At 70.1% G+C, this 26,444-nt stretch carries 22 protein-coding genes; 11 read left to right on the forward strand and 11 right to left on the reverse strand.

Annotation, left to right across the window (positions count from 1 at the left end; genetic code table 11):
- Window positions 1-31 precede the first annotated feature (31 nt).
- Complete coding sequence (locus ACZ6I3_RS09045) at window positions 32-1,396, reverse strand: APC family permease (protein WP_469413027.1); 1,365 nt, start codon at window positions 1,394-1,396, stop codon at window positions 32-34.
- Between the two features lie 278 nt (window positions 1,397-1,674).
- Between ACZ6I3_RS09045 and ACZ6I3_RS09050 the strand changes: the two genes are divergently transcribed.
- The gene (locus ACZ6I3_RS09050) at window positions 1,675-2,697 is read left to right on the forward strand and encodes a TerC family protein (protein WP_469413029.1); all 1,023 of its coding nucleotides are present in this window, start codon (window positions 1,675-1,677) and stop codon (window positions 2,695-2,697) included.
- A 16-nt stretch (window positions 2,698-2,713) separates the two neighbouring features.
- Here the strand turns inward: ACZ6I3_RS09050 and ACZ6I3_RS09055 are convergent, their stop codons facing one another.
- Window positions 2,714-4,195, reverse strand: a complete 1,482-nt coding sequence (locus ACZ6I3_RS09055; protein ID WP_469413031.1) for an aldehyde dehydrogenase family protein — start codon at window positions 4,193-4,195, stop codon at window positions 2,714-2,716.
- A gap of 407 nt (window positions 4,196-4,602) precedes the next feature.
- On the opposite strand from ACZ6I3_RS09055, the gene ACZ6I3_RS09060 reads away from it, so the two are divergent.
- Entirely contained in the window at window positions 4,603-5,952 is a 1,350-nt protein-coding gene (locus tag ACZ6I3_RS09060) for a DEAD/DEAH box helicase (protein ID WP_469413129.1), read from the forward strand.
- A gap of 98 nt (window positions 5,953-6,050) precedes the next feature.
- Here ACZ6I3_RS09060 and ACZ6I3_RS09065 read toward each other — a convergent pair whose 3' ends face one another.
- Complete coding sequence (locus tag ACZ6I3_RS09065; RefSeq protein ID WP_469413032.1) at window positions 6,051-7,061, reverse strand: Lrp/AsnC family transcriptional regulator; 1,011 nt, start codon at window positions 7,059-7,061, stop codon at window positions 6,051-6,053.
- A gap of 104 nt (window positions 7,062-7,165) precedes the next feature.
- Here ACZ6I3_RS09065 and ACZ6I3_RS09070 point away from each other — a divergent pair, with 104 nt between their 5' ends.
- Both ACZ6I3_RS09070 and ACZ6I3_RS09075 read left to right on the forward strand, forming a co-directional pair.
- Window positions 7,166-8,482 carry a metal-dependent hydrolase family protein gene (locus tag ACZ6I3_RS09070; protein WP_469413131.1) on the forward strand — a complete coding sequence of 439 codons (1,317 nt, stop codon included), beginning with the start codon at window positions 7,166-7,168 and terminating at the stop codon, window positions 8,480-8,482.
- 12 nt (window positions 8,483-8,494) lie between these two features.
- Complete coding sequence (locus tag ACZ6I3_RS09075; RefSeq protein WP_469413033.1) at window positions 8,495-10,051, forward strand: AbgT family transporter; 1,557 nt, start codon at window positions 8,495-8,497, stop codon at window positions 10,049-10,051.
- 61 nt (window positions 10,052-10,112) lie between these two features.
- Here the strand turns inward: ACZ6I3_RS09075 and ACZ6I3_RS09080 are convergent, their stop codons facing one another.
- Window positions 10,113-10,760, reverse strand: coding sequence for a TetR/AcrR family transcriptional regulator (locus tag ACZ6I3_RS09080; protein WP_469413034.1), 648 nt, complete (start codon window positions 10,758-10,760; stop codon window positions 10,113-10,115).
- A 204-nt stretch (window positions 10,761-10,964) separates the two neighbouring features.
- On the opposite strand from ACZ6I3_RS09080, the gene ACZ6I3_RS09085 reads away from it, so the two are divergent.
- Window positions 10,965-12,029, forward strand: coding sequence for a medium chain dehydrogenase/reductase family protein (locus ACZ6I3_RS09085; protein ID WP_469413036.1), 1,065 nt, complete (start codon window positions 10,965-10,967; stop codon window positions 12,027-12,029).
- Between the two features lie 117 nt (window positions 12,030-12,146).
- Window positions 12,147-12,755: an ABC transporter permease gene (locus ACZ6I3_RS09090; protein ID WP_469413038.1), complete on the forward strand. Its 609-nt coding sequence runs from the start codon at window positions 12,147-12,149 to the stop codon at window positions 12,753-12,755.
- 896 nt (window positions 12,756-13,651) lie between these two features.
- On the opposite strand, the gene ACZ6I3_RS09095 is transcribed toward ACZ6I3_RS09090, so the two are convergent.
- Window positions 13,652-14,269, reverse strand: a complete 618-nt coding sequence (locus ACZ6I3_RS09095; protein ID WP_469413040.1) for a TetR/AcrR family transcriptional regulator — start codon at window positions 14,267-14,269, stop codon at window positions 13,652-13,654.
- A 187-nt stretch (window positions 14,270-14,456) separates the two neighbouring features.
- Here ACZ6I3_RS09095 and ACZ6I3_RS09100 point away from each other — a divergent pair, with 187 nt between their 5' ends.
- On the forward strand, window positions 14,457-15,914 hold the full coding sequence (locus ACZ6I3_RS09100) for an aldehyde dehydrogenase family protein (RefSeq protein WP_469413041.1): 1,458 nt from the start codon (window positions 14,457-14,459) through the stop codon (window positions 15,912-15,914).
- A 123-nt stretch (window positions 15,915-16,037) separates the two neighbouring features.
- On the opposite strand, the gene ACZ6I3_RS09105 is transcribed toward ACZ6I3_RS09100, so the two are convergent.
- Both ACZ6I3_RS09105 and ACZ6I3_RS09110 read right to left on the reverse strand, forming a co-directional pair.
- Window positions 16,038-16,235, reverse strand: coding sequence for a ferredoxin (locus ACZ6I3_RS09105; protein ID WP_469413043.1), 198 nt, complete (start codon window positions 16,233-16,235; stop codon window positions 16,038-16,040).
- 47 nt (window positions 16,236-16,282) lie between these two features.
- Window positions 16,283-17,503: a cytochrome P450 gene (locus ACZ6I3_RS09110; protein WP_469413044.1), complete on the reverse strand. Its 1,221-nt coding sequence runs from the start codon at window positions 17,501-17,503 to the stop codon at window positions 16,283-16,285.
- A 160-nt stretch (window positions 17,504-17,663) separates the two neighbouring features.
- Between ACZ6I3_RS09110 and ACZ6I3_RS09115 the strand changes: the two genes are divergently transcribed.
- Complete coding sequence (locus tag ACZ6I3_RS09115; RefSeq protein ID WP_469413046.1) at window positions 17,664-18,335, forward strand: TetR/AcrR family transcriptional regulator; 672 nt, start codon at window positions 17,664-17,666, stop codon at window positions 18,333-18,335.
- The gene (locus ACZ6I3_RS09120; RefSeq protein WP_469413048.1) at window positions 18,332-19,384 is read left to right on the forward strand and encodes a threonine aldolase family protein; all 1,053 of its coding nucleotides are present in this window, start codon (window positions 18,332-18,334) and stop codon (window positions 19,382-19,384) included. Before ACZ6I3_RS09115 ends, ACZ6I3_RS09120 begins: the two co-directional genes overlap by 4 nt.
- A gap of 54 nt (window positions 19,385-19,438) precedes the next feature.
- Here the strand turns inward: ACZ6I3_RS09120 and ACZ6I3_RS09125 are convergent, their stop codons facing one another.
- Both ACZ6I3_RS09125 and ACZ6I3_RS09130 read right to left on the reverse strand, forming a co-directional pair.
- Entirely contained in the window at window positions 19,439-21,205 is a 1,767-nt protein-coding gene (locus ACZ6I3_RS09125; RefSeq protein ID WP_469413050.1) for a sulfatase, read from the reverse strand.
- Between the two features lie 35 nt (window positions 21,206-21,240).
- Window positions 21,241-22,191: a formylglycine-generating enzyme family protein gene (locus ACZ6I3_RS09130; RefSeq protein ID WP_469413052.1), complete on the reverse strand. Its 951-nt coding sequence runs from the start codon at window positions 22,189-22,191 to the stop codon at window positions 21,241-21,243.
- Between the two features lie 123 nt (window positions 22,192-22,314).
- On the opposite strand from ACZ6I3_RS09130, the gene ACZ6I3_RS09135 reads away from it, so the two are divergent.
- Entirely contained in the window at window positions 22,315-23,580 is a 1,266-nt protein-coding gene (locus ACZ6I3_RS09135; RefSeq protein WP_469413054.1) for a cytochrome P450, read from the forward strand.
- Between the two features lie 101 nt (window positions 23,581-23,681).
- Here ACZ6I3_RS09135 and ACZ6I3_RS09140 read toward each other — a convergent pair whose 3' ends face one another.
- Complete coding sequence (locus ACZ6I3_RS09140; protein WP_469413056.1) at window positions 23,682-24,644, reverse strand: EamA family transporter; 963 nt, start codon at window positions 24,642-24,644, stop codon at window positions 23,682-23,684.
- Window positions 24,645-24,749: 105 nt separating this feature from the next.
- Window positions 24,750-25,727 (reverse strand): quinone oxidoreductase family protein, encoded by a 978-nt coding sequence (locus ACZ6I3_RS09145; RefSeq protein ID WP_469413058.1) that lies wholly within the window; start codon window positions 25,725-25,727, stop codon window positions 24,750-24,752.
- 136 nt (window positions 25,728-25,863) lie between these two features.
- Between ACZ6I3_RS09145 and ACZ6I3_RS09150 the strand changes: the two genes are divergently transcribed.
- Window positions 25,864-26,208: an ArsR/SmtB family transcription factor gene (locus tag ACZ6I3_RS09150; protein ID WP_469413060.1), complete on the forward strand. Its 345-nt coding sequence runs from the start codon at window positions 25,864-25,866 to the stop codon at window positions 26,206-26,208.
- Window positions 26,209-26,444: the final 236 nt, after the last annotated feature.

Consider the following 26,444-nt stretch of genomic DNA (forward strand, 5'->3'; position numbering starts at 1 on the left):
CCCGGATCCGTCACCCGCGCGGAGCGAGTGCTCAGGCCTCGCCGCGTACCTTCAGCACCGCCTTGTTGAGCGCCCACAGCCCGATCCCGATGGCCAGCAGCACGCCCGCCCGGATGTAGACGTCCGCGGGCCGGTCGGACAACGGGCTGGCGAGGATCAGGGCGCTGATCGCACCGAGCACGGGCAGTGCGGTCGGCGTACGGAAGTGCTGGTGGTCGACGGGGTCGCGGCGCAGGACGAGGACGGCGATGTTGACGACGGCGAAGACGCACAGGAGGAGGAAGGACGTGGTGTCGCCGAGGCCCGCGATCTCCCCGGTGGAGACCAGGCCGATCGCCAGGAGCGAGACGAAGACGATGCCGACGACCGGGGTGCGGCGCCGGGGCAGCACGCGGCCCAGGGCACGGGGCAGGATGCGCTCGTTCGCCATGCCGTAGCAGAGGCGGGACGCCATCATGATGTTGATCAGTGCCGAGTTGGTCACCGCGAACAACGCGATCAGAGCGAAGAGTTTCGGCGGGAAGTCGAGCCCGCCGGCCTTGACGACCTCCAGCAGTGGGCCGCTGGAGCCCTCCAGCACCCGATAGTCGACGAGCAGCGAGGACACCAGGGCGACCAGGACGTAGACGGTGCCCGTGACGGCGACACCGATGAAGATGGCGCGCGGAAACGTCCGCACCGGATCCTGGGTCTCCTCCGCCATGTTGACGGAGTCCTCGAAGCCCACGAAGGCGAAGAACCCGAGGGCTGTCGCCCCCAGCACACTGGTGAACAGCGCGAAACCCGTGCCCTCTGACTGAAACTCGCCCAGCCGTGAGGGCTCACCGTCGCCGGCCAGGACGGCCCAGGCGCCGATCGTGAGAATGACGAGCAGCCCGGTCAGTTCGACCACGGTGAGGACCACGTTGGTCTTCACGGACTCCGACACCCCTCGCAGGTTCAGGGCCGCCAGGGCGAGGATGAACAGGATCGCGATGAGGGTGGGCGGAAAGAAGTCCGTGAACTCGGACAGGTAGTCACCGCTGAAGGCGCGGGCCGCCGCACTCGCCGAGGAAAGGCCCGAGCACATCACCATGAAGGCGACGATGAAAGTGAGGAACGGGACCTTGAACGCCTTCTGGGTGTAGAGCGCGGCACCGGCCGCCTTCGGATACTTCCCGACGAGTTCCACGTACGAGGCGGCCGTCAGGACGGCCACGACGAAGCCGATGACGAACGGCAGCCACAACGCCCCGCCGACCTTGCCCGCGACCTGACCGGTGGTGGCGTAGATGCCGGTGCCGAGGATGTCGCCGATCACGAACAGGACCAGCAGTCTGGGGCCGATGGCGCGCCGCAGCGGCGTGTCGTCCGCGCCTTCCGATGCGGCGGCTGCGTCGTTCCCGGTTTCGGTCACGGAACACTCCCTGAGACGGTCGGCACGGAACAGAACAACCTCTCGCCTGCCCGGCAGGCCCGTCAGTGATGCCTTGGCGTAGTGCAATCGGGGACCTGCCCGCAGGGCGCGCACCATCGAGCTGACGCGTCTCGGTGACAGCCCGGCCCGGGGCAGCGCCGGGCTGACGGGCCCGGGCCGCCGCGCTCCGCGCCTGGGTCGCTCAGCGCTGCGGATTGCCGCAGACTCCTGTATGAGGGGCCGCGGACCCGGCGTGGGCCCCGGAGAGGGTGACCGGCGTGCTCGAGGTCCCGCTCTGGCTGTGGGGAGCGTTCGCCGCGACGGTGGTGGTGTCGCTGGCGGTGGACCTGCTGGCCCACCGCACCGCGCACGTCATCGGCTTCAAGGAGGCCACCGCCTGGAGCGGCCTGTGGGTGGGCCTCGCCCTGATCTTCGGCGGTGTCGTCTTCCTCGTCCTGGGCGGCACGGCCGGCACCGAGTACACCACCGCGTGGCTGCTGGAGAAGAGCCTGTCGGTGGACAACCTCTTCGTCTTCGCGGTGATCTTCGCCTACTTCAAGGTGCCCCGCGCCTACCAGCATCGCGTCCTGTTCTTCGGTGTGATGGGCGCCCTGGTCTTCCGCGGGATCTTCCTCTCCCTCGGCGTCGCCGTCGTCAGCCGCTTCACCGCCGTCCTGTTCGCCTTCGCCGCCATCCTCTTCTACAGCACCTACAAACTCCTCAAGGGCGAGGAGGAGACCTTCGATCCCGGCAAGAGTTTCGCCCTGCGGCTGCTCCGCAAGATCGTTCCTGTCAGGGACGAGTACGCCGGCATGAGGTTCTTCGTGAAGGAAGCCGGCAAACGCGTGGCCACCCCGCTTCTCGCGGTGGTGGCCGCGATCGAGGCCGCGGACCTGATCTTCGCGGTCGACAGTGTCCCCGCCGTCCTGGCGGTCAGTGACGACGCCTTCATCGTCTACACCAGCAACGCGTTCGCGATCCTGGGGCTGCGAGCCCTGTACTTCCTGCTCGCGGGCCTGCTGGACCGCTTCCACTACCTGAACAAGGGTCTCGCGATCATCCTCGGCTTCATCGGCGTCAAGCTCATCCTGCAGGCATCGCACAAGCTGATCAGCCCCAGCATCCCGGAGATTCCCTCGCCGATCAGCCTCGCGGTCATCGTCGTCGTCCTGGCCGCTTCCGTCACACTCAGCCTGCTGCGCCCCGCCCCGGCACCTCCCGCCGCCCAGGAGAAACAGCCGGCCCAGAGACCGGGCGCGGCCGCCGAGAACACGGATGATCCGCCGCGCAGAGCGCGCTGACATCACGGGGGTCGAGTCACTGGCCTGTAAGGCTTCCCGGCACCGGCCCCGGTGCTGTCATCCAGCGCCACTGGGTGAACTGTTCCAGACTGGCCGTGCCGCCGATGCGGGAGCCGTTGCCGGAGATGCCCATGCCTCCGAAGGGGGCGTTCGCGGCGTCTTTGGCGGAGACGTCGTTGATGTGGACCATGCCGGTGCGCAGCCGCTCGGCGACAGCGGTCGCCCTCGGTACGGAGCCGGAGTGCACGGCAGCCGTCAGACCGTACGCGGTGTCGTTGGCGATCTCGACGGCCTCCGCCTCGCTGTGAAAGGGAAGGACCGGGGCGACGGGACCGAAGATCTCCTCGGTGAAGGCGGGCATGGCCCGGTCGACGTGGTCCAGGACGGTGGGCGGGTAGAAGAGTCCGTCGCGTCGGCCGCCCGTGAGCACGCGCGCCCCGACGGCCACGCTCTCGTCGACGATGCGCTCGATTCTGGTGGCCTGCCGCTCGCTGATGACCGGTCCGACGCTGACGCCCGCCACGCGGGGGTCGCCGACGCGCATGGCCTCCGCGTGCCCGACCAGCGCGTCGGTGTACGCCTCGACCAGATCGGCGTGGACCAGATGACGGCCGGCGGCGACGCACGCCTGCCCCTGGTATCCGAAGGTGCTCATGGCTCCGGCCAGGGCGGCCGCCTCCACGTCCGCGTCCTCGAGCACGACGAGCGAGTTCTTCCCGCCGAGCTCCAGGGAGACCCGCTTCAGCCCCTCACCCGCCACACGGGCCACGGCGCGACCGGCCTCGGCGGAGCCGGTGAACGCGACCATGGCGACATGGGGATCCGCCGCGACCGCCTGCCCGGTCTCCGCGCCGCCCGGAAGGACGTGCAGCACCGCGTCGGGCAGTCCGGCGTCCTCGAAGAGCCGCGCGACGAGGACACCCCCGGACACCGGGGTGAGCGGGTCGGGTTTGAGCAGCACGGTGTTGCCCAGCGCGAGGGCGGGCGCCAGCGCGCGCATCGCGAACAGGAGCGGCGCGTTCCAGGGGTTGATGACACCGACGACGCCGAGCGGCACCCGCCACGCCAGACTCGTGCCACCGGGGGCCTGAGGAGCCAGGACCTCACCCCGAGGCAGGGACGCCAGTCCGACGGCATGCGTCAGTTGCGCGAGGGCGGCGATGATCTCGTAGTCTCCCTTGGCGGGGACGCCGGCCGACTCGCGGACGATCCAGTCGCGGAAGGTGTCGCCGCGTTCGCGCAGGGCGGCGGACGCGCGCAGCAGAACCTCGGCACGATCGGCCGGAGCCACCGCCGCCCAGTCGTCGGCAGCCTGGGCGGCCCGAGCGCCGGCCCGGGCGACGTCCGCGGGGGAGGCGATGCCGACGTTGGCCAGCGCCTGCCCCGTGGCCGGTTCGATCACCTGGCGGGTGCCGCCCTCGGACTCGCGCCAGCCCGCGCTGTAGATCTTCCCGGCCCACTCGGCTGGGTCCGGCCACCTCGTGCCGTTGACCGCCATGGATGCCGCCCTCCGCCCGGAGATCGGTGCCGCCGTCCTGCCCTGAGGATCATTCGCACCTATCGGCCACTCTCGTTGTCCAGTGTCGTAATAGGTGACGGTGCGACGCATCTCGGGTTCGGGGCGCTGCCGGGCAGCCGGCCGCAGGGCCACGCTCCCGCACCGGGACGGCCACCGGCTCACCGCCAGCCCCATCAGAAGGACTCGGGGCGTGCCCGTGCTAGCGTTGACCGTTTGCAGGGTCGCCGTGTCGGTGTTCCGTTGGTTGTCCCCGGCTGGTGATCGCGTCCCCGCCGCGCCTTCCTCGGTACGGTCCCTTCGGAGGAAGGCTTTCTGTGAGCGAATCTGTACGTGACGCTGCCCGGCGGCAGGACGATGCGTCCGAGGCGTCGGGCGCCACTTCGGCGCTGCCCGCCGTGGCGTCCTTCGCGCAGCTGGGGCTGCCGGTCGAGGTTCTGCGGACGCTGGACGAGCACGGTGTGACTGTGCCGTTCCCCATCCAGGCGGCGGCGCTGCCGAACGCGCTCGCGGGACGTGACGTCCTGGGCCGGGGCCGCACCGGATCCGGCAAGACGCTCGCCTTCGGCCTGGGGATGCTCGCCCGGACGGTCGGGCAGCGCGCCCAGCCCAAAGAGCCGCTGGCGCTCGTGCTGGTGCCCACCAGGGAGCTGGCGCAGCAGGTCGGTGAGGCGCTGACGCCGTACGCCGAGGCGCTGCGGCTGCGGATCGCGACCGTGGTGGGTGGAGTGTCCATCGGACGGCAGGCCGCCGTGCTGCGGGACGGCGCCGAGATCGTCGTCGCCACGCCCGGTCGGCTGCACGACCTCATCGAGCGGAAGGGCTGCCGACTGGGACGGGTGCGCATCACGGTGCTGGACGAGGCCGACCAGATGTGTGACATGGGGTTCCTGCCGCAGGTCACCGAAATCCTCGACCAGGTGCGTTCCGACGGGCAGCGGATGCTGTTCTCCGCCACGCTCGACCGCGACGTCGACCAGTTGGTACAGCGCTACCTGCGCGATCCCGCCGTCCACTCCGTGGACCCCTCGTCCAGCGCGGTGTCCGCGATCGAGCACCACGTCTTCGTCGTGCACGGCCCGGACCGGTACGCCGTGACCACGGAGATCGCCGCCCGGGACGGCCGCGTCCTGCTGTTCCTGGACACCAAGCACGGCGTCGACCAGCTCACGCGGCATCTGCGGGCCAGCGGCGTGGCCGCCGCGGCCCTGCACAGCGGGAAGTCCCAGCCGCAGCGCACCCGGACCCTGGCCCAGTTCAGGAACGGGCAGGTCACCTCGCTGGTGGCGACGAACGTCGCCGCACGCGGCCTGCATGTCGACGACCTCGACCTCGTGGTCAACGTCGACCCGGCCACCGACCCGAAGGACTATCTGCACCGCGCGGGCCGCACGGCCCGGGCCGGCCGCTTCGGCACCGTCGTGACACTCGTCCTGTCGGGACAGCGCCGCGAGACGAGCCAGGTCATGGCCGACGCCGGCGTCGCCCCCAAGGTCATCAAAGTGCGGTCCGGCGAGGCGGAACTGAGCCGGATCACCGGTGCCAGGGCCCCCTCCGGAGAGCCTCTCGACGGCGGGCCGACCGTACCGCGCCCCAAGAACCACAATGCCCCCTTCCGCGGCCTGGGCAGCTCCAAGGACGCGAAGAGCGGCTCCGGTGGCAAGCCGTCCCGCAAGAGCAGCGAGGCCCGCAAGCTCGCGGAGGCCCGCAAGGCGGCCCGGGTACGGCGCGGCGGCTGAGCCCGGCTTCCCGGCCTGTCCGGGCGATGCCCTTGTCCACGGGGCCGGCCCGCCCCGGCCATGAGCGCTCAGCGCTGGGGCTGCCGGCGGCGGGACGGTCAGTCGAGCCGCTCCAGCGGGACCGCCGCCACGCTGTGCCCGCGTCGGTCGAGGATGCGGCCGACGTTCTTCTCCGTACGCAGCACCACCGCGCGGTCGGCGACGCGGAAGCCCAGATGGGCCATCTCCTGCTCCAGGTGCGCCTCGAGGCGGTGCACGTCGTGGACGCCCCGCAGCCACACGTCGAGGATCAGATTGTGCGGCCCGGCGGCGACGGTGCACAGGCGCAGTTCCGGCAGGGTCCGCAACGCCGCCGCTGCCGCGTCCAGGTGCCCCGCCGGTACGGAGGCGAAATACACGGCGGTGACCGGCCAGCCGGTGAGCGGCCGGGCGAGGCTGCAGCGCAGGACCAACTGGCCGGCAGCGAGCAGGTGGCCGATCCTGCGGCGGGCGGTGGCCACGCTCGTACCGGTGTGTCCGGCGAGTTCGCTGAGCGGCATCCGGCCGTCTTCGCCCAGGGCCACCACGAGGCGCCGGTCGAGCGGGCGCAGCGGCTCGGGGGGCACGGGTGGCCCTACCGGCGGGTGCAGCAGGGCTCGCTGCTCCGCGGACAGAGCGCGCAGCCGCCACCGGCTCCCCTCGAACGGGGCGGCCGTGATGACGTGTGAGCGAGTCGAGCGGACCCCGGGGCACCGGGCGACGCGCTCGCCGATGTAGTCGGCGAGCTCATCGAGGCCGTAGGCCCAGACGATGGCCAGGATGTCCCGGGCGCCGGATGTCTGCTTCACACTCAGGGTGGCGACGTCGCGGGCGAGGACCTCGGCGACCCGGGTGGCCTGCGCGGCCGCGGTGACGATCTCGACCTGGGCCATCACCCGGTCGTCCGTCGCCGGCGCCATATGACCGCTCACCCAGGCCGCCCCGCTGTCGGTGAGCCGCTGCCAGCGGCGCGCGACGGTGACCGGGTCCACGCCGAGTACCCGGCCCACCAGGGACCAGGGGGCGCGGGGCTGGATCTGCAGGGCGTTGACGATGGCCAGGTCCAGCTCGCTGAGTTCCTGATCCTGCATTCCGCGTGCTCCAGTGAACGAATCCTGCAAATCAGCGTGCGTGCTGCTGAAAGACCTGAGGCTACCGCGACATCCGACCAGCACAAGGAGCGGTAGCAGTGGCCCTGAAGATCATCAACGCGCGGATCGTCGACGGCACCGGACGCGCGCCCGTGTCCGACGGTGTGGTCGTCACGGACGAGCACGGCGACCTCGTCCATGTCGGCCGCGCCGAGAACGCCCCGGCCACCCCGCCGGACACGCGTGTACTGGACGTGGCGGGCCGCACCGTACTGCCCGGCTTCATCGACTGCCATGTGCACCTCGGCGCCGAGAACGGCCGGGCGCTGTCCGAGCGCTTCGCCCTGGACGACACGGTGGGGACCTTCCGCACCGCCCGCCGGCTGCGCCGCACACTCGATGCCGGCATCACCACCGCCCGCGACCTCGGCGGCCTGCCCGCCGGATTCCGGGTCGCGGTCGCCGAGGGCCTGATCGAGGGGCCCCGGCTGCACACAGCGATCCGCATCATCGGCCACACCGGCGGCCACGCCGACTTCACCACCCCCTCGGGCATCGACACCAGCGGCGGCGTCGGCGAGATCGCGGACACCCCGTCCGAGGTGCGCAAGGCGGTGCGGCGGCTGCTGCGTGAGGGAGCGGACGTCATCAAGCTCTGCGCGACCGGCGGCATGGGAAGCCCGCACGACCAGCCCGAGGACGAGGGACTCACGGAGGAGGAGATCCGCGCGGTCGTGGACGAGGCACGCCGACACGGCGGACGCCCGGTGGCCGCGCACGCCCAGGGCACCGCCGGCATCCTCAACGCCATCCGGGGCGGCGTCACCAGCATCGAGCACGGCTATGGCCTGGACGCCGAGGCCCGTCAACTGGCTGGAGAGCAGGGCGTGTTCGTCGTCCCCACCCTGTCCACCGTCTTCGACGGCATCGACAAGGAGACCATGGCGCCCTACCACTACGAGAAGAAGACGCGCTGGTCCGGCATCACCAAGGAGAACATCTCCGCCGCGATCGCGGACGGGCTGCGGATCGCGATGGGCACCGACGCCGCGATCAGCCCGCACGGTCAGAACCTTCGCGAACTGCTGCACCTCGTCTCCCTGGGCATGTCCCCGGCGGACGCCATCGCCACCGGTACCCGGGTCGCCGCCGAACTCCTCGGACTCGACGACCGGGTGGGCACGCTGGAGACCGGCAAGGCCGCGGACCTCGTCGTGTGCGACGGCGATCCGCTGGCCGACATCTCCTTGCTCGCCGAACCCGCCCACATCCGCTGCGTGATCCAGCAGGGCGTCGTACGCAAGAACACCCTCACCGAACGAACCGAACGAACCGAACGAACCGAACGAACCGAACGAACCGAACGAACCGAACGAACCGAGCGCATCGACCCGCGCGACCGGGCCCACCGTACCGACTGAGAGGCGACCGCCATGCAGGAGACCCTCGCATCGTCATCCCCGGCACAAGCCGCCGGCGGATACGGCAGCGGCCGGCTCATGGGCGGCCTGGAGCGCCTGGGCAACCGGCTTCCGCACCCCTTCTACCTCTTCACCGCCCTCTTCGCCCTCCTCGCCGTGGTCTCCACCGCGCTGGCCTGGGCGAACGTCGGGGTGACGGTGCCTGGCCAGAACGAGCGCCTCGAGATCCAGGGGCTGCTCACCGGGGGCGGCATCAGCTGGTTCCTGGAGCACGCGCTCACCAACTTCACCGGCTTCCCGCCGCTGGGCACCGTCCTGTTGATGATGATGGCGGTCGGTGTCGCCGAGCGGACCGGCCTGCTGGAAACGGCGGTCCGGGCGACCGTCGCCAAGGCGCCGAAGTGGCTGCTGCCGTATGCGGTGGCGTTCGTGGCCTGCCAGGGCCACGTGATGAGCGACATCGCGGTCCTGGTGATCCCGCCGCTGGCCGCCCTGGTGTTCAAGGCGGCCGGCCGCCACCCGGTCGCCGGCCTCATTGGTGCCTTCGCCTGCGTATGTGCCGGCTACTCCGCGGGCTTCACGGTGGGTGCTCTCGACGCTCTGTACGCGGGCATCACCGAGAAGGTCGCGGCCGTGCTGCCGGCCGGACAGGAGGTGCCCACGCATCTCCTCGTCAACTACTTCTTCACCGCCTCGGCCAGCGTGGTGCTCGCCCTCATCGGCGGCTTCCTGACGGCCCGGGTGCTGGAGCCGAGGCTGCCCGCCCCGGTCACGGCCGAGTCGTCCGACGACGAGTCCGCCGGTATCGGCGCGGAGCAGAAGCGCGGACTGCTCTGGGCCACGGCCGCGGTCGGTGCGTATGCCGCGATCGTGCTGGTCGCCTGGCTGCTGCCCGGCAGCCCGCTGCGCGGCGAGGGCGGCGCGCTGGTGCCGTCGCCCGCGCTCAGCGGGATCGTGCCGATCCTGTTCGGCGCGTTCGTGATCGCGGGCGCGGTGTACGGGGTGAAGGCCCGTACCGTCACGCACCGCAACGACATCCCGAAGATGATGGGCGAGTCGGTCACCTCGATGTCCGGCTACATCGTGCTCATCCTCGTCATCGCGCAGTTCATCGCGGTCTTCACCTGGTCCAACCTGGGCACCCTGCTCGCGGTGGAGGGCGCGGAGCTGCTGAAGTCCGCGGGGCTGACCGGCTTCACCGCCCTGGTGCTCTTCGTGCTGGTGGTCAGCGTGCTGAACTTGCTGATCAGCTCCGGGTCGGCGTTGTGGTCACTGATGGCCCCGGTCTTCGTGCCGACCTTCATGCTCATCGGCATGTCCCCGGCGCTGACCCTGGCGGCCTTCCGGATCGCGGATTCGGCGACCCAGATGATCTCGCCGCTCAACCCCTACCTCTTCCTCTCCCTGGCCCTGATGCGCCGCTACGAACCAGGCGCGCAGCTGGGCACACTGATGTCCCGGCTCGCGATCTACATCCTGCCCTTCATGGGGGCATGGCTGGCCGTGCTCGGCGTCTTCTACGCCTTCGACCTGCCGCTCGGACCCGGGACCGGAATCCACCTGCCATGACCGTCCGGCAGCCGTGCGCTCGTATGCAGAACTCAAACGGAGCGCTGACGATCGCCGCGCTCTAGTGCGAGGTCAGTTTGGCCACCCTGGCGATGATGGCGTCGGCGACGCTCTCCGCGGGCCACGGGAAGATGCGGATGACTGTGTACTGATGTGCGAGGCCGTGCATGGAGATCCAGAGGGTGACGGCATCCAGTTCCGGGTCGGTGACCGTCGACTGTCCCGCGGCGGCACAGTCGGCGAGGGCGTCGGCCAGAATGCGCAAGGCCGGCGCGCCTAGGTCGGTGAGCTGCTCCTCCGTCAGGGAATTGTCGCCCAGGGTTGGCATCCACAGACCGCCGAACATCGTGCGGTAGCGGCCGGGGTGGTCCTGCGCGTAGCGGAGGTAAGCGCGGCCGAGGGCGTGCAGCCGCTCCCGCGGATCGTCGCCGGCGTGCTCGGCGGCCTCGCGCAGATGGGCTGCCAGCGCGGCGAACTCCCGTTCCACGACGGCCAGCATGATGGCCGGCTGGTCGGGAAAGTGGCGGTAGATCGACGGGGCGGCGATGCCGACCTTGCGCGCGACCGACCGCAGGGTGATCGCCCGCTCGTCGCCGGTCTCGTCCAGCAGCGCGGAGGCGGCATCAACGATGTCCTCCCTCAGCCGGCCGCCCTCGCCACGCCGGTTGCGCACGCGGGCCACTTGTTGAGGTGTGTCCAGACCAGTCACGTCAGCCTCATTCATCTTCGTAATCTTACGCATACAAGTTTATGAGTGTTAGCCCTTCTCGGCAGCGACGCCGCGCACCTCCCCTCCCGCCCCCACTCCATCGCCTAACGCCGTAAGTTTACCGCCGATACCTCTTGCGGGACGGGAGTTAACGCACATAGCCTTACGTCTGTAAGCGCACAGCCGAAACCTTCAGGGGGACTCATGACCAGCACCGCCACCACCCTCGCCACCGAGATCGTCCTGCCCGGCAAGGTGGAGCCGAACGGCCTGCACCTGCGCACGCAGGAGATACCCGCCCCGGCCGCCGGCCAGGTCGTCTTGCGCATGGAGGCGACCGGCGTCAGTTTCGCCGAGCAGCAGATGCGCCGCGGCAAGTACTACGACCAGCCGCCCTTCCCCTTCGTGCCGGGCTACGACCTGGTCGGCACCGTCACCGCGATCGGCCCGCAGGTGGATGCCGCGCTCATCGGACGCCGGTTCGCCGCCATCACCAAGACCGGCGCCTGGGCCAGCCACCTGCTGGTCGACGCCGCGGGCCTACTGCCCGTCCCCGCGGAGGTCGACCCCGCAGCCGCCGAAACGGTCATCGTCAACGGCGTCACCGCATGGCAGATGCTGCACCGCGTCGCCGAAGTCCGGTCCGGGCAGACGATCGTGGTCCTGGGTGCCAACGGAGGCGTCGGCTCCACCCTCGTCCAGCTGGCCCGCCACGCCGGCATCACCGTGATCGGCACCGCCTCGCCCCGCCATCACGACCTCGTCCGCGAGCTCGGCGCCATGCCCCTCGACTACCGCGACCCCGACTTGTACGCCCGCATCCGCGAGATCGCGCCCGACGGCGTCGACGCCGTCTTCGATCACGTCGGCGGTGCCGCCATCGCACAGTCCTGGCGGCTCCTGCGCCGCGGCGGCACCCTGGTCTCCTACGGCAGTGCCGCCACCAAGGACGAGGACGGCAGCTCCCAACTCCCAGTTCTGAAGCTGTTCGCACGGCTCTTCGCCTGGAACGCCCTGCCCAACGGCAAGAGCGCCCACTTCTACAACCTCTGGGCCGGCAAGCGCCGCAACCAGAAGGCCTGGCATCGGCGGATGAGCAACGACCTCACCCAGGTCCTGCTGTTGGTCGCCCGCGGCGTCCTCGCCCCCCAGATTGCGGCCACCTTCGACCTCACCGACGCCGCCGCAGCCCTCGAACTCGCCGAATCCCGCACCGTAGCCGGCAAGGTCGTCATCCTTCCCCAGGCCCAACCCTCGCAGCCTCACTAGCCGTTGGGCACGCCAGGCCTGCCTGCTGACCCGGCGCCACCCTCTGCTCCGCGCTAAGCCCTCATCTCCCGTCCTCGGCCCAACACACCACTCTCAATACCCCCCTGAGGTATATTCATGAATCCCGTCATCGCCACCGCGGACCCGTCGACCCCGGTCCGCCCCGCCTCCGGAGACGTCGCCAACCTCGGCACCTACATCTGCTTCGGCCTCGCGTACGTCCTCGGTCACGGCTCCGCCGCCCTCTCCCAGGGCGACAGCCCCTTACTCGACCTGCCCGGCTGGCTGCCCATGGTCCTCCTCGGCAGCGGACTCGCCCTCGGCACCGTCCAGGCCACCCGCGCCGCCCTGCGCGCCCAGCGCGCCGCCACCGACCCCGCCGCCGTCCGCACCGGCCAACTCCTGGGCGTCGCCTGGGTCACCGCACTCGCCGCGCTCTTCCTGGTCATCACCGGACTCAGTGCCACCGTCGACCACCCCGACATCCAGACCTTGCTCTGGCCCACCGGCTCCGGCTTCGTCGTCGGCCTCATGTACATCGCCGAGGGCGCCGCCCGCCGCAACCTCCTCCACTACACCCTCGGCACCTGGCTCGCCCTCACCTCCACCGCCGCCCTCCTCCTGGGCACCCCCGACTTCTATTGGGTCCTCACCCTCGCCGGCGGCGGCGCCTACGCCCTCGCCACCCTCCTCGAACACCGCCGCCTCGCCTCCGGCCGGCACTGACCCTGCGGCGGACGTCATTCACCTCCGAATCGAGCAATGTCATATCTGCCCGAGACCGGGTGGGGGATGCTCAACCTTTCGGGTGGCGTCGTCACGGCAGGCAAGGGGTGGACCGACGACGGTGTCGTGCCGGACGGCCGTCTGTTCCGGAACCAGGCCGGCAACTACGTGCTCGCCGCGCGGGCCAGAGCATGGAGGCTCTCGTCCGCCACTGCGCCAAGGTTCTGGACGGAATCCGGGAGCAGGCCAAGTGGGACCACGTCAGGCGCCCTTTCATGTGCCCTTTAGAAGAAGCCCAGCTTCTTCGCCGAGTACGACACCAGCAAGTTTTTCGTCTGCTGGTGGTACAGCAGTTACACCCAAGCTGACCAGCGAAAAAGGCAGTTGGAGCGGATTTCTGGCGGAGGCTGGTCCGGAAATGGTCCGGATCTTGGTGTGGCGGTGTCAGCTCGGGTCATGCTTCGGCTGCAGTGGGAGCGATTGGGGTCGGACGGGTTAGGGGGCGGTCTGGGGCGGTGCAACGTCCGACGTGGGCGCTGTGGGTCGTCAAGGGGTCACCTAGAGAGCTGAGGAGGTCGATACCTGGGTGCAGGTCACGGCGTCTTCGACGCCCAGGCGGCCTGGGAGTGGACTGGCCCGGACGAGGGGTCCAGGACCGAGACCAAGTACGGCAGGATCCAGGCCTGGCAGGCCGGCCGAGTCGACCTGGCAACTGTCAGTGCGACGGATCTGCGCGTGCAGTCGAGCATCCACGCGGGCGACTGCGTCTGGAACTCGCGCCGCTGCTCAGGCGTGTGCGGGTCACGGGGGAGTGATCGTCAACCGGCGGGGCCGCGAACAATGTTGCGCCGTGACGATCCTCCGCGCTTTCGAGGCCGTCGGGGGGCGACGGCACGTCACACCGCGGAGTCCCCAGGGGTCTCGTTGTCACCCGGTGAACGGTGAGTATGTGCGGGCGCCGCGCCCTCCAGCGTCAGGGTGAGCGCGCGGGACGCGGCTGCCGCGCGAGCAGCCGGTGACTCCAGTTCGTGGAGGGCGCCTCTGATCATCGAGGTGAGCAGGAAGACATCGTCCACCGACAGGTCACGCCGGAGCAGGCCCGCGGCTTTCGCTTCGCTCAGTGGAGCCCTGACGATCTCGGCCAACCGCGCCTTGGCCGTCGCCGCCGCCGGGCGGAGGGCCGGGTCCCGCCGGGCGAGCGCGCCCAGGGCGTGGGAGCCCACCATGCGTTCGACGATGCCGCGCATCAGGACGAAGAAGGCGGCCGGGTCTCCGGCGTGGTCGGTGGCCAACCGCTCCAGTTCGTCGACCTCTTCGGCCATCACCGCGACCGCGAGATCGCTGCGATCGGGGAAGTTGCGGTACAGAGTCGCCTGACCGACCCCCGCACGCCGTGCGACCTCGGACGTCGGGAAGTCGCCGGATTCCGCGAACAGCTCTCTGGCCGCGTCCAGGATCGCCTGTCGGTTGCGCCGGGCGTCCCGCCGCCTCGGTTCCTGGTTCGCCGTGGTCATGCCGTCAGGCTACCGGACGGCATGTCCGTATTTTGCAATCCCTCCACCAGTAGATGTCTAAGGCTTCCCCGAATAAGTGGACAAGCTGTCCGGAACGTCGATACGGTCGCCGTACCGGACAAGCAGTCCGGTTCAGCTTGGTCACCGCCTGGACAAGATCCGACGGCCATCGGCAAGGAGACCGGCCATGACTGCCACCAGCCCCCCACCCGTTCACCTGCGTCTCGGCGGCAAGAAACTCGCTGTCGGGTCGGGCGGAACACACCAACACATCAACCCGGCGACAGGCCGACCCGACGCCGATGTCCCTCTGGCGGGTCCGGAGGAGGTCGACGAGGCGGTACGCGTCGCGCATGAGGCGTTCGCGGCCTGGCGAGCCACCCGCCCGGCGCGGCGGCGCGATCTGCTGCTGCGGCTCGCCGACCTCATCGAGCAGCATGCCGAGGAGTTCACCCGACTCGGCACGACCGACAACGGCACGCCTGTCGCCATCACCTCGCGGTTCCCGGCCGGGGCGGCGGAGTGGACCCGCTACTACGCGGGCTGGGCGGACAAGCTCACCGGCGAGACGCACGCCTACCCCATCGACCAGGGGGAGCTCGCCTACACCCTCGCTCAGCCGTACGGCGTCATCGGCGTGATCATTACGTGGAACGCGCCGCTCAGTTCGCTGGTGATGAAGCTGCCGGCCGCGCTGGCCGCCGGGAACACCGTCGTCGTCAAGCCGTCGGAACTCACCCCGTTCAGCGGCGAGTTGTTCGCCGACCTCGTCGAGGAGGCAGGGTTCCCCGCGGGAGTCGTGAACATACTGCCCGGAACGGGCGAGGCGGGGGCGCGACTTGTGTCCCACCCCTTGGTCAAGAAGATCACCTTCACCGGCGGCCCGGAGACGGGGCGCAAGATCCTGCACGGCTGTGCCGAGAGTATGAAGCCGGCGGTGATGGAGCTGGGCGGCAAGTCCGCGAACGTCGTCTTCGACGACGCGGACCTGAATGTCGCCTGCACCCGGGGCGCGTTCAGGTCGGTGGGCTCGATGAGCGGCCAGGGTTGTGCGCTGGCCACCCGCATGCTCGTTCAGGAAACCGTCTACGACCAGGTCGTGGAGCGGGTTGCCACAGTCGCCCAGTCCATTGCCGTCGGGGATCCCTTCGATCCGAAGACCGCGTCCGGCCCGATCGTGAACCAGGCGGGCTTCGACCGCATCCTCGGGATGATCGAGCGAGCGAAGCGGGACGGCGCCCGGCTCGTCACCGGCGGCGCGCCGCACAAGCTTGACGGTGAACTGGCGGGCGGCTACTTCATGCAGCCCACGGTGTTCGCGGATGTCGATCCCCGCTCCGAGCTCGCCCAGCGTGAGGTCTTCGGTCCCGTACTCGCCATCACCCCGTTCACCACGGACGACGAGGCCCTCGCCATCGCGAACGGCACGGAGTACGGGCTCTCCGCCTATGTCGAGACGACCTGCCTGGCCCGGGCGCGACGGTTCGCGGACGAACTCGTCGCCGGAGAGGTGCTGATCAACGGCGCGACACCGACTGCCGCACACCGTCCGTTCGGCGGGCTCGGGCTCAGCGGCCTCGGCAAGGAGGGCGGAAGGGCCGGTATCGAGGAGTTCCTCCAGTTCAAGGCGGTGGCGATCGCGTAAGGGGCCGTTTTCGCGGCGTGCGACAGGTTGATCGCCCGAACAGTGCCCCTGTTCGGGCGAACCATCTCGATGCACGGGTGACCATGCCGGCCGAGAAGAACGTGCCCTGCCCCTCGTTCCCGCTCAGCTCTCGGCGAGTGCGATGGCCGCTGCGGGGCAGACGGCCGCCGCGTCCCGGACGGCCGTGTGCTGGTCCTCGGCGGGTTCCGCGTCGAGGAGCACGACGATGCCGTCCTCGTCGCGCTGGTCGAAGACGTCCGGTGCGGCCAGGACACAGCTCCCGGCCGCGCAGCACTTGTCCTCGTCCACGGTGATCTTCATGGTGGCTCCATTCCTCATGGTCGGTACGTCGGGCTCGGCGGGGTGCGTCACCATCGCACGGGTACTTCGCGCAGCCCGCCTACGGTCAGCCCCTCGACTTGCTGCAACTCCTCGACCGGCACGGCCAGTTCGAGGCTCGGCAGGCTGTGCAGCAGGACCTCCAGGACGACCTGGAGTTCGGTGCGGGCCAGGGACTGGCCCAGGCAGGAGTGGATCCCGCCGCCGAAGGTGAGATGGGGGTTGGGGCTGCGGGTCAGGTCCATCGCGTCGGGGTCGGCGAAGACCTGCTCGTCGCGGTTGGCGGCGGACAGGGAGCAGAACACCGTGGCGCCGGCCCGCACCACCGAACCGTCGACCTCGAGGTCCTCGGTCAGATAGCGCCTCAGGCCGTAGCCGCCCAGGTTGGCGTCGGAGCGCAGTACCTCTTCGACCGCGGTGCGGACCAGGGAGGGATCGGCCAGCAGCTGTTCCCAGCGGGTGCGGTCGGCCAGAAGCATGGCGACCATCTTGCCGATCATGTTCGCGGTGGTCTCGTGGCCGGCGACCAGCAGACCCATGCCCGTGCCGACGAGTTCGGCGTCGCTGAGTCCCTCGCCCTCCACGCGGCTCTCCTCGATCAGCAGGCTGAGCACGTCCTCACCGGGCTGGGCGCGCTTGGCCGCGACGAGGTCGTTGATGTAGGTCAGGAAGGCCGTGTAGGCGGCCTTGGTCTCGTCCTTGGTGTAGCGGTCGACGTTCAGGAAGGCGTCGGACCAGTACGAGAAGCGGTCCCGGTCCGCGGCGGGGGCGCCGAGAAGGTCGCAGATCACGTAGACCGGCAGCGGGAAGCCGAGCGCGGCCTTGAGGTCCGCCGGTCTGCCGCTCTTGACCATGCCGTCGACGAGACCTTCGGCCATGGCCGTCATGCCGGGGCGCAATGCCGTCATGCGCTTGGCGGTGAAGTACTTGCCCAGCAGCCGCCGCCACCTCAGGTGGCCCTCGCCCTTGAGCGGGACGGCCACGGACAGGTCGCTGTCGGTCGATGCGCCACCGCCCCCTTCCGGGGCGATCCTGGCGCCGCCGTCCTCGGCGGTCGGGCGGGAGAAGCGGGCGTCGGCCAAGAGAGCTCTGACGTGGTCGTAGCGGGTCAGGAGGGTGCAGGTGTCTCCGCTGGGGAGTTCGGCGGTGGCCACTGGGCACTGGTCGCGCAGCCGCTTCCACTCGGCAGGAGGATCGAGAGGCCCGTCGGACGGCAACGGCAGGCGAACGGGGGAGTCGTGCTGACTCATCTGACATCTCCGTGTGGGGGGAGGGCGTGAATCCCGTCATTTAAATCAAAGGGTTTATTTAATGTAGTGCCCACGTGATCCTTCTTCAAGGCCGCCCTGGAGATCTGGCCGAATCGGACCCTCGGTGACATGCGATACGGCGTATCGTACGATGACCCGTATGCCTCGGCACTCACCCTCACTGAACCGTGCGACCCCGGATCGCATTGCCGAAACCGCCCTCCTCCTGATCGACGAGGGCGGCCCTGAAGCGTTGACGTTCCGTGCGCTGGCAGCGCGACTGGAGATCTCCCTCGCCTCGCTCCAGCGCCGGTGCACCGACCTGTCCGGCCTGCTGGACCTGTGCATCGACCATCTGGCCGCCCGGCTGCCCGAGGTCGGGCCGGACACCGACTGGGCCGCCGCCACCGAGACCCGGTTCACCGCGCTCTACCAGCTGCTGGCGGCCCATCCGGGACTGCTCGCCCTGCGCGGCACGCGGCCCTGGCTCGGTCCTCATCTGCTGGCACGCCTGGTCGAGCCGCAGCTCGCCGACAGCCTTGCCGTCGGCATGACCCCGCAGGAGGCGATCACCGCGTACCGGCGGATGTATCTGCTCACTCTCGGAAGCGCCGGCTTCGTCGACCACCGCGACACCAAGACCGCCCAGGCAGCCACCCGCACCGCGCTGGCAGCGCTCGATCCGGAGGAGTTCCCGGTGCTGAGCGGCAACCTCGCCGCCATCGTCCCCGCGGTCACCGACCACGAGGTCTACCACGGCGCGCTGCGCCAGCTCATCGCCGCCGCCGTCGCCGCACCCTCCGTCCACGAACAGCAAGGAACCCGGTCATGAGCACCACCACTCCCACCGCCCGCGTCTTCAGCAGCGACAACGTCGCCGGCGCTTCCCCGGAGATCGTCGACGCCGTGACCCGCGCGGCCTCCGGCCAGGCCCTCCCGTACGGCGCCGACACCATCACCGGCGATGTCCGGCGCCGCCTGTGCGAGATCTTCGAGCGCGACGTCGACGTGCTGCTCGTCTCCACCGGGTCCGCCGCCAACGCCCTGAGCCTGGCCGCGCTGACCCCGCCCTGGGGCAGCGTGCTGTGCCACCGCGAGAGCCACATCAACAACGACGAGTGCGGGGCACCCGAGTTCTACACGGCGGGCGCCAAGCTCGTCCCGCTCGGGGGTCACGACGCGAAGATCGACCCCGCCGAACTGCGGGCGGCCGTACGCCACAAGGCCGGGGACGTGCACAGCGTGGAGCCCTCGGTGGTGAGCATCACGCAGGCCACCGAGACCGGGTCCGTGTACACCCTCGACGAACTGCACACCCTCGGTGGGATCGCCAAGGAGGCGGGCCTGCGCCTGCACATGGACGGCGCCCGCTTCGCCGGAGCCGTCGCCGCGCTCGGCTGCACCCCGGCCGAGATGACCTGGCGGGCGGGGGTCGACCTGCTCTCCTTCGGCGCGACGAAGAACGGCACGATGACCGCCGACGCGATCGTCGTCTTCGACCGCTCCCTCACCGCGGAACTCGCCTTCCGCGCCAAGCGGGCCGGCCAGCTCGCCTCCAAGATGCGCTTCCACGCCGCCCAGTTCGAGGCGTACCTGACCGACGAGCTGTGGCTGCGCAACGCGAGCCAGGCCAACGCGATGGCCGCGCGGCTCCAGGAGGGCCTGAAGTCGATACCGGAGGTCGGACTGCTCGGCGCGGCCGACGCCAACGTCCTCTTCTGCCGACTGCCGCAGCAGGCCATCGATGGTCTTCTGGCCGACGGCTACGCCTTCTACCACGACCGCTGGGAGCCGGGTGTCGTCCGCTTCGTGACCTCCTTCGCCACCACGGAGCAGGACGTCGATCACCTCGTCCGGGCCGTCGGCCGCCACGCCGCCTGACCCAGGGCCCGGACGCGGGCCCTCATCGGATGGTGCCCCCGTCGTCGTGCCCCCTCACAGTGCCGCCAGTTCCTCCGCGAGCACGCGCAGCGTCGCCGTGGGGAACATGCCGCCGGACAGGGCTGCCAGGGAGATCAGGGACGTCGAGCCGATCGTCTGGAGGAGTTCGGTGTCCACCAGAGTGGGGGCGTGGGTGCGCAGGACCTCGACGGCTCTGGGGTCGGAGACGAGCGCTGTGATCGGGGTGCGCAGGGAGAAGCGGCCCGCGGGGAAGTCCTCAGGCCGGGGGAGTGGCTCGGCGGCCTGTTCGGCCTGGTGACGCTGCTCGCGCACCAGCAGGTGCGTGTCGGTCACCGGCCCGTCGGAGGGCAGGCCCAGGCGCTCGTACTGGCTCGGCGGGGCGTCACTCGCCCGCATGAGGCCGACGAGCAGGTTCGCCATGCGGAGCTCCACCGCGTCGTCGATGATCGGCGTGCGCTGCTCCGGGTCGGTCCGCAGGTCGTAGAGGAGCGTGCCGAAGCGGTACGGGTTGAAGAACGTGTGCCCTGTCGTCCGGATCGTGCGGACGCCCTTGGTGAAGGCGAACGGCTCGGCCAGTTCGAGGTCGGACAACTCCTCGGCTGTGAAGCGCCCCCGCATGTGGGTGGGCATCAACGTGTGCTCGAACAGCGGGGCGTTGTCGGCGGAGACGGGTGCGCGCATGTATACGTACCGGCCGTCGGTGACGTTGACGTGGCCGCCGTGGATGCCGAACAGTCCTGCCTCTCGGACCGGTTCGTCGGAGGCGACCGGTAGGGGGCTGCCCTGCATGTCGGCGGGGCGGTCCACGCCGAAGAACTCGAGCAGGGTGGGGGCGAGGTCGATGGTCTGCACGAGCGCTTCGCGGCGCTCTCCGGCGACACCCGCCCGCGGATCCCAGACGAACAGCGGGAGATGGACCAGCTCGTTGTACCAGGGCTGCACCGACTTGCCCCACCAGTCCTTCTCGCCGAGCAGCAGGCCGTGGTCGGTGTTGACGATCAGCAGTGTGTCCCGCCACATGTCGTGTTCGTCCATCATGTCGAGGACGCGGCCGAGGGACTTGTCGCACATGGACAGCAGGGCGGCGTACTCGCGGCGGGCATGCTGGACCTGTGCCTCGGTCTCGGTGACCTGTCGGTAGTCGGGCCAGTCGAAGTGCGGGCCGTCGTAGTCCTCGGGATACAGGTCCTTGTACTGCTCGTGGCTGAAGAACGGTTCGTGCGGGTCGAACGTCTCGATCTGCACGAACCAGCGGTCCTGGTCGTGGTTGGTGCGGATGAAGTCCAGGCCCGCGTCGAACGTGAGGGTCTGGGGGTGGCGGTCCTCCCTCCGCATGTACAGCCGGTTGACCCAGTCCTGCCGGTAGCCTTCCAGTCGCAGCTCCTTGACGTCCTGCTCGGGCATGGGCGGATCGGCGACGTGCCCCTTCCACGGGTCGCCCTCCTGGCCGCGGAAGAACTCCCAGGTGTTGTACCGGCCGTGGTAGGTCGCCCCGCCGTCCTCCCAGTAGTGGGGGTGGTCGCTGGCCAGGTGGGTGTGCACTCCGGCGCGCTTGAGCAGTTCGGGCATCGAGTCGTCGAACGGTTCCAGCGGGCCCCAGCTGCGGTGCAGGAAGTTGTGGCGCCCGGTGTGTATCTCGCGCCGGGCCGGCATGCAGGGCATGGATCCCGCGTAGCAGTTGTCGAACGTGGCGGTCCGCTCGGCAAGTCGCGCGAAATTGGGGGCGTGCGTCCAGTCACAGCCGTAGGGCGGCAGCATGTGCCGGTTGAGACTGTCGAACATCACCATGATGGCTTTCATGCCGTGGTGCTCCTTCGGCTGTCGGTCGCGTGTCTTCAGGCGTCTCGCGCGCAGCGGAACCCGGTGTGGCCGCTGGCTCCGTCGGGTGTGCTGGCGGTACGGGCGGCGACGCGGTACCGGTTGCAGTACGACGTGTGGCACAGGTGGGAGCCGCCGCGGATCACCTTGTCCTGTCCGGTGGCGGGACCCTTCGGGTCCGTCGCCGAACCGGCCGGGTGGTCCACGGACCACCAGTCGGCGCACCATTCCCACACGTTGCCCGAGGCGTTGTAGAGGCCGAATCCGTTGGGCTCGAAGGCGTCGACCGGTGCCGTGGCCCGGTAGCCGTCCGCCGCGGTGTTCCTGGTGGGGAAGACGCCACGCCAGATGTTGCAGCGGTACGCGCCGCCCGGGTCGAGTTCGTCGCCCCAGGGATAGCGCTTCTGCTCCAGGCCGCCGCGGGCCGCGTACTCCCACTCGGCCTCGGTGGGCAGCCGCTTGCCCGCCCAGGCGCAGTAGGCGGCGGCGTCGTTCCAGGAGATGTGCACCACCGGGTGGTTCTCGCGGCCGTCCAGTGTGCTGCCCGGGCCCTCGGGCTGATCCCAGCGGGCCGCGGTGACACCGCACCACCAGGGCGTGCGAGCCGGGCGGGGCGCCCCGCGCCGTAGTGCGCCGGGCAGGAAGCCCGCGAACACGTAGGACCAGCCGATGCGCTCGGCCTCGGTGACGAACCCGGTGGCGTCGACGAACTCCGCGAACTTCTCGTTGCTGACAGCGTAGGCGTCGAGGTGGAAGGCGCTGAGACGCACCGTCCGCACCGGCCCTTCGCCGTCCCCCGGGAAGCCCTCGGCGTCGTCGGAGCCCATGAGGAAGCCGCCCCCGGGGAGCCGCACCATCCCCTCCAGCGATCCCCGGTGCTCCGCGCGCTGCACGGCCCTCGAGGCAGCGGCTTTTCCACTGCCCCGAGGGGCACAGCAGGCGGGGCGCGCGGCAGGGCTGGTCTCCATGGTGCTGGGCTCCTGGTCGGGTGGGGCGTGAGAGCTGCGGCAACTGTAGCCGCTAATTTTTTAGAGTGATAGATTTTAGTCACTCGCGCGACCTGGAAGCATCGGCCCACAGAGGAGAGCGACATGACACAAGTCGTCAACCAGCCCAAGCCGACGCGGCCCTACCACGGGGCCGACATCTCCAGCCGGCAGTTCTGGTCACAGGCCTTCGATGAGCGTGAGCGGACCTTCGCCCGGCTGCGGGCCGACGGCGGAGTCACCTGGCACGAGCCGATGAACGACGGTCAGCCGGGCGGTGAGCGGGGCTTCTGGGCCCTGACCCGTCACGAGGACATCGTGGCCGTCAGCAGGAACCACGAGGTCTTCTCCTCGGCCGAGGGCGTCAGCGTTGCCCCTCTGCCCAAGGAGGTCCAGCGGACGACCTCCTTCTTCCTGGTCATGGATCCGCCCGATCACATGGCCTTCCGCCGTCTGATCAGCGCGGCCTTCACGCCCAGGCAGATCGCGCGCATCCAGTCGCAGATCGAGTCCGACGCACGGGACATCGTCGCCGGGCTGGTCGGCGCGGGCGACATCGAATTCGTGTCGTCGTGCTCGGCTCTCCTGCCCATGCGGACCATCTCCGACATGGTCGGTATCGCCCCGAGTGACCGGGCGGCCGTCGCAAAGGCCGCCGAGGTGCTGTTCGCGGGGCCCACCGAGGAAGACCGGGCCGCGGGCGTCGACGGTATGGCTCTGGTGGAGCGGCAGGTCCAGGTTCTGCGCGACGCGGCGATCGAGATCGCCCAGGACCGACGGCGCCGGCCCAAGGATGATCTGATGACCAACATCGTCCAGGCGGAGATCGACGGCCGGCGGCTCACCGACGAGCAGATCGGCGCTTTCATGGTCATGATGTCCACCGCAGGCAACGACACCACGAAACAGACCACCTCGCACACGATGCTGGCCTTGTCCAGGAACCCCGAGCAGCAACGGTGGCTCATGGAGGACTGGCCCGGGCGCATCGGCACGGCCGTCGAAGAGTTCGTGCGTTACGCCTCACCGGTGATGAACTTCGCCCGCGTGGCCAAGGCCGACACCGAGATCCGCGGAACCACGATCCGGGCCGGCGAGAAGGTGGCCCTCTTCTACTGCTCGGGAAACCGCGACGAGTCCGTCTTCGACAGGCCCGGCGACTTCGACCTCTCTCGGTCACCGAACCCGCATATCGGATTCGGTGGGGGCGGAATCCACTTCTGCTTGGGGCACACGGTCGCCAAGGCCCAACTGAAGGCTCTGTTCCGCGAGCTGCTGACCCGCGTGCCCGACATGGAGGTGGGGGAGCCCGAGTGGCTTCCGCACCAGTTCGTCCACGGCATCAGGAGTCTGCCGGCCCGTATCCGCTGACGGTGCCGGCGTCGGCCCTGCCTGTGTCGTCGGGGTCGACCCCGAAGCCGCCGACTCCACGGCTCACCGGATCACGGTGCGAGACCCTGCCGCCCGCGGCATCACTCGACCGGAACCGCAGGCCGTTCGTGCTCGGCTGGAGCGTCCTGCGCCGGATCGCCCTTGGCGGACACGCGCGACCTCGTTCCCTCCCTGGCCCCCAGGAGCGTGGCGGCGACGGAGGCACAGGCGACAGCGGCGATGCCCAGCCACTGCGGCCAGGCAAGCTGCTGCCCCAGGATGAGCAGGCCGAACAACGCCCCGGCCGCGGGCTCCAGGCTCGTCAGCACGCCGAACACGCGAGGAGGGATCCGGCGCAGTGCCTCCAGGTTGCACGAGTACGGCAGCACGCTGGACGCCACCGCCACCACCGCCGCGACCCACAGCACATCGGGGTCCAGTAGGGCGCTTCCCCCCTGGGCGATTCCATAGGGAGCGCTCAGCAGGGCAGCCCACAGAATCGCCAGCGCGAGGCCCTGGCCGCCACTGAGGGTGCGCGCCATGCGCGAGGAGACGAGGATGTAGCCGGCCCAGCAGCACGCCGCCGCCGCGGCCAGGGCGAGACCCGCCGGGTCGAGAGGGACGCCGCCCCCGCCGAGCAGCAGGACTCCGCCGGCGGCCAGGCATGCCGGGAGCAGGTCGGACGCCCGGCGCGAGCCGGCCAGGGCGATGACGAACGGACCGAGGAACTCGATCGTGGCCACAGCCCCCAGGGGGATGTACTTCACCGCCTCGTAGAACGCGAGATGGTGCCCCGCCAGCAGGGCTCCGGCGCCGATCACCGTCACCCGGGCGCCCTTCGCCGAGGTCAGCGCCTGCCGTCGCGGGCGCCACAGCAGGCAGAGCAGCGCACCCGCGATGAGCAACCGGAGGAAGACGACGCCCGCCGCACCCACCTGGGGATACACCTGCGGTGAGAAGGCCGCACCGAACTGGATCCCGCACACGCCCCCCAGCACGAGCCCGGGGGCCGGTATGCGCCCCACGATTCCGGCCGGTCCACGTGTGGCCGTGCTGTCATGCATGTCTGCTTCGAGTTCCTGTCGTACGGGACGCGGGCGCGGGACGGGTTGCCGGCTTTCGCCGTCCGTCGTTTGAGCTGCTCTGGAATCCTCCGGGCGTGGCTGTTCTCAGTCGGCCACGCGCAGCAGCAACTTGCCCGTCGACATGCGCCCGCCCATCAGCCGATGGGCCTCGGCCGCGTCGGCCAGCGGGAACTCCGCGGTGACCGGAAGCCTCACGGTGCCGTCGGAGACCTTGCGGAAGGCTCGCTCGGCAAGCGCCCGCAGTGCCTCGGGCGCTGCCTGCGCGAGAGCCAGGATGGAGAAGCCCCCGACCGAGCGGCCCTGTGCGTAGAGCTCGGGCTGCCCGACCTGCCACGGCTCCTGACCGCTCGCGTTGCCGAAGGACACCAGGCGTCCGAAGGCGGCCAGCACGTCGAGACCGCGGCGCAGGGTATCGCCGCCGACCGGGTCGAGGACCAGGTCGACGCCACTGCCGCCAGTGGCGCGACGGACATCCTCGGCGAAGGAGCCGGTGGTGAACACCTCGTCGTAGCCGTGCTTCAGGGCGTGCCCGGCCTTGGCCGTCGAGGAGACCACGCCGTACACCGCGCCGGCGCCGGCCGCCCGGGCCAGTTGCCCGGCCACCGTGCCGATGCCTCCGGCGGCTCCGTGCACCAGCACGGACTCGCCGGCCCCCAGTCGCCCCACCTCATGCAGCAGGGCGTGGGCGGTCGGCACCACGGTGGGGAGCGTGGCCCCGGTGCGCAGGTCGACGCCCTCGGGGAGCGGGAAGACGGTCGCGGTCTCGGCGAGAACCACCTCGGCGTAGGCACCGCCGCCGACGAGTGCGGCGACCTCCTGGCCCGGGCGCAGTCCATCGACGCCTTGGCCGACGGCCCTGATCCGCCCGGAGACCTCAAGGCCCGGGCGGAAGGGCAGCGAGGCCACCCGGTAGCCCTCGGCTCGCGCCTTGAGGTCGGCGAAGTTCACGCCGACGTAGGCGGCGTCGATGGTCACCTGGCCCGGCCCCGGCTCGGGGATGTCGGCCCGCACGATCGTCAGCACCTCGGGGGCGCCGTACTCCTGGAACTCGACTGCACGCATGAGAGGAACGCACCCTTCGAGGAAGTGTTCAATGAAAACCGAACACTGGGACTGTAAGATATTCATCGAACACTGGGCAACCGCCGAGACGCTCCGCGAGCGGCGCTCCGGCGGTGTGCGGGACGGGGAGAGGTGCATGTCGAACCAGGCTGCGGGCGGCAGTCATCGTGCGGCGCCGGTGCACACGGATCCCGCGGATGTGTCCGTCCTCACCGCGCTGTCCGCGCTCGCCGACCCTGTGCGCATCCAGCTGATCCGCGAGCTGGCGGGCTCTCCCGACTGGACGCGCAGTTGTGGCAGCTTCGGCGTGTCCGTCGGCAAGGCCGCCAAGAGTCATCACTTCGCGGTCCTGCGCGGCGCCGGGCTGGTCGAGCAGCGTGACGAAGGGCCCAGGCGGGTCAACCGGCTGCGCCGCGAGGAGTTCGACGCGCGCTTTCCCGGGCTGCTCCAGCTGATTCTCCGGGACGACGTCACCGGCTGACGTTCAGCGCTTGTGGCCGTTCCCGCGGCCTCGCTGCCGCTCTGCCCGTAGCCCGTTGCGTCTTCGTCGAGCGGGGTGCCCTCTCGATCTCCGGTGTCTCCGGTCGGTTGGCGTGCGCCGGCTCACCTCTGGCCGCGAAATTTTTAGAGTGATAGATTTTCGGCACTGGCACCTATCGCGGTCACTCCCGGCGATGCCGTCCGGGCAGCGCTTCGCGCCCCTACGACGGCGAGCCG

This window comes from Streptomyces sp. NPDC041940 (genome assembly GCF_055589465.1).